Annotated in this window: 2 protein-coding genes and 1 pseudogene; all 3 read right to left on the minus strand. The window is 43.7% G+C overall.

The annotated features are described in order from the left end of the window. Positions 1 to 224, minus strand: a pseudogene (locus tag A3761_RS21665) (response regulator); the annotation flags it as partial. A gap of 185 nt (positions 225 to 409) precedes the next feature. Next, positions 410 to 685, minus strand: coding sequence for a nucleoid-associated protein HU-beta (gene hupB / locus A3761_RS21670; RefSeq protein WP_068506893.1), 276 nt, complete (start codon positions 683 to 685; stop codon positions 410 to 412). A gap of 265 nt (positions 686 to 950) precedes the next feature. Beyond that, a partial coding sequence (gene lon / locus A3761_RS21675) for an endopeptidase La (protein WP_068750859.1) occupies positions 951 to 2,780 on the minus strand: 1,830 nt, incomplete at its 5' end.

The following is a 2,780-nucleotide window of genomic DNA, read 5'->3' on the forward strand; positions in this document are numbered from 1 at the left end:
CCATGAACTTTTGGCAAATTCAAATCGAGGAAAACCACCCTTATCTCAGGGTCGAACTGCTGGCCAGCGTACTGCCCCTTTCCACACAGGTAATCAATCGCCTCTTGCCCATCCCTAACAATGACAACATCTTTCTGCTCTACGCCCGCTTTTTTAAGCGCAAACAAAGCCAACTCTTCTTCACCTGCATTATCTTCTACTAACAATATCTTTGCCGTACTCAAAGCGAACATCCTCCTTTTGCTTATCCTTTAAGTTTAGCCCCATATTAGATTTATGCCAGGTACTGTCAAAACACCCCAAATCATTCCGACTCACTTAGCAATTCACGAATTACAGGCACAAAAAAAGCCGCTAAGAGCGGCTTTTTTCTAACTTACTAAAGTAAGCCGATTCAACAAACAGCTTACTAGCCGTTTACTGCATCCTTTAGGCCTTTACCAGCTTTAAAGCTAGGAATCTTGGCAGCAGCGATTTGAATTTCTGCACCAGTCTGTGGGTTACGACCAGTTCTTGCTGCACGATCTTTCACAGAGAAGGTACCAAAACCAATCAACGTTACCTGATCACCTTCTTTAAGTGCATTTGTAACTGATTCTACAACCGCGTCGATAGCACGACCAGCGGCTGCTTTAGAAATGTCTGCAGATTCTGCAATTGCATCAATTAGTTCAGACTTATTCACACTAAACCCCTTTTGAGATAACTGTAAACATACGAGACTTTCGCAGAATGCTGCAAGGTAATCTCTGTATATAATTTATAATGATGTGCTTTTTGATTCTTAGAAATCTTACACTTTTAAAAACATTCGTCAATTGTATCTTTGATACTCAAAAAGACAACTAACAAATATCACATGACAGGTCGGAGCCCCCTAAATTACTGCTGCCTGACGTCAGACTGTTTTATACCAACTGAGCGAAAGCCCTGTCAAGCAGCCTGAGCGCCTAATGTGTATTTATTCTCTCAGAAGCCTCATCTTTCACCTCTGAACCTTCTTTTTCGGACTTTTGCAGCATTTTTTCCTTGTGTTCATCACTTTCGGGAGAATACGCCAAAGCGCGCTCTAAAACTTCGTCAATCCACTTAACCGGTACAATTTCGAGGTCTGCTCTAATATTATCCGGAATTTCCTTCAAGTCTTTTTCATTTTCTTGAGGAATTAGAACTAGTTTTATTCCACCTCTATGTGCCGCTAATAACTTTTCTTTCAAGCCACCAATAGCAAGGACCTGACCACGCAAGGTTATTTCACCTGTCATCGCAACGTCTGCACGAACTGGAATGCCAGTAAATGAGGAAACCATTGCCGTGCACATTGCGATACCCGCACTCGGCCCATCTTTTGGCGTCGCACCTTCAGGAACATGGACATGAATATCATGCTTTTCATGAAAGTTGTCATCGATATAAAAGCCGCCAGCTCGACTTCTTACAACAGTCATAGCAGCTTGTATTGACTCCAGCATTACATCACCCAAAGACCCCGTCCGAACAACCTTACCTTTACCCGGCACAGTACTACATTCAATTGACAACAACTCGCCGCCAACCTGCGTCCATGCCAGACCAGTAACCTGCCCTACCCGGTCCTTTTCATCAGCCATGCCGTAACTAAATTTGCGCACACCTAAGTACTGATCGATATTTTTGCTATCTACGGTAATCTCAATAGCCTCTTTAGACTCTAGAATTTCCTTCACTACCTTGCGACAAACTTTAGCAAGCTCTCGCTCCAGCCCTCGAACACCCGCTTCTTTGGTGTAATAACGAATCACATCTCTTATTGCATCTTCGGCAATAGCGAGCTCACCTTTTTTCAGGCCATTATCTTTGATCTGTTTCGGGATCAGGTATTTTTGCGCGATATTGATCTTTTCATCTTCGGTGTAACCCGGAATACGGATAACCTCCATACGATCAAGCAAGGCCGGAGGGATGTTCATTGAGTTTGAGGTACAGACAAACATAACATCGGACAAATCATAATCTACTTCTAGATAGTGATCATTAAAGGTATGATTTTGTTCTGGATCTAACACCTCAAGCAAAGCCGAAGCCGGGTCACCACGATGATCAGCACCCAATTTATCGATTTCATCAAACAAGAACAGCGGGTTCTTCACTTCGACTTTAGAAAGCTTCTGAATCAGTTTACCTGGCATTGAACCGATATAAGTTCGGCGATGACCACGAATCTCTGCTTCATCACGCACACCACCCAGTGCAACACGGGTATATTTTCGGTTTGTTGCCTTCGCAATAGATTGCCCCAAGGAGGTTTTACCTACACCAGGAGGCCCAACCAAACACAATACCGGCCCTTTAAGCTTCTTAACCCGGCTCTGCACTGCCAAATATTCAATAATACGATCTTTAACTTCTTCCAGGCCGTAATGGTCCGCATCAAGAATTTCTCTTGCCTTAACGATATCGTGACGAACTTTACTTTTCTTTTTCCAGGGAAGGTTTACAAGCCATTCAACATAGCCCCGCACAACAGAGGCCTCTGAAGACATCGGCGACATCATCTTCAACTTTTTAAGCTCTGCTTCAGCCTTCTTCTTGGCCTCTGCACTCATACCCACCGTTTGAATTTTGTTTTCCAGCTCTTCGAACTCGTTACCACCTTCGTTGATCGCTCCCATTTCTTTCTGGATAGCTTTCATTTGCTCATTCAGGTAGTACTCGCGCTGACTCTTTTCCATTTGCTTCTTAACACGACCACGAATGCGCTTCTCGACCTGAATCAGATCAAGCTCGCCTTCGATAACAGC

The organism is Oleiphilus sp. HI0123, assembly GCF_001635315.1.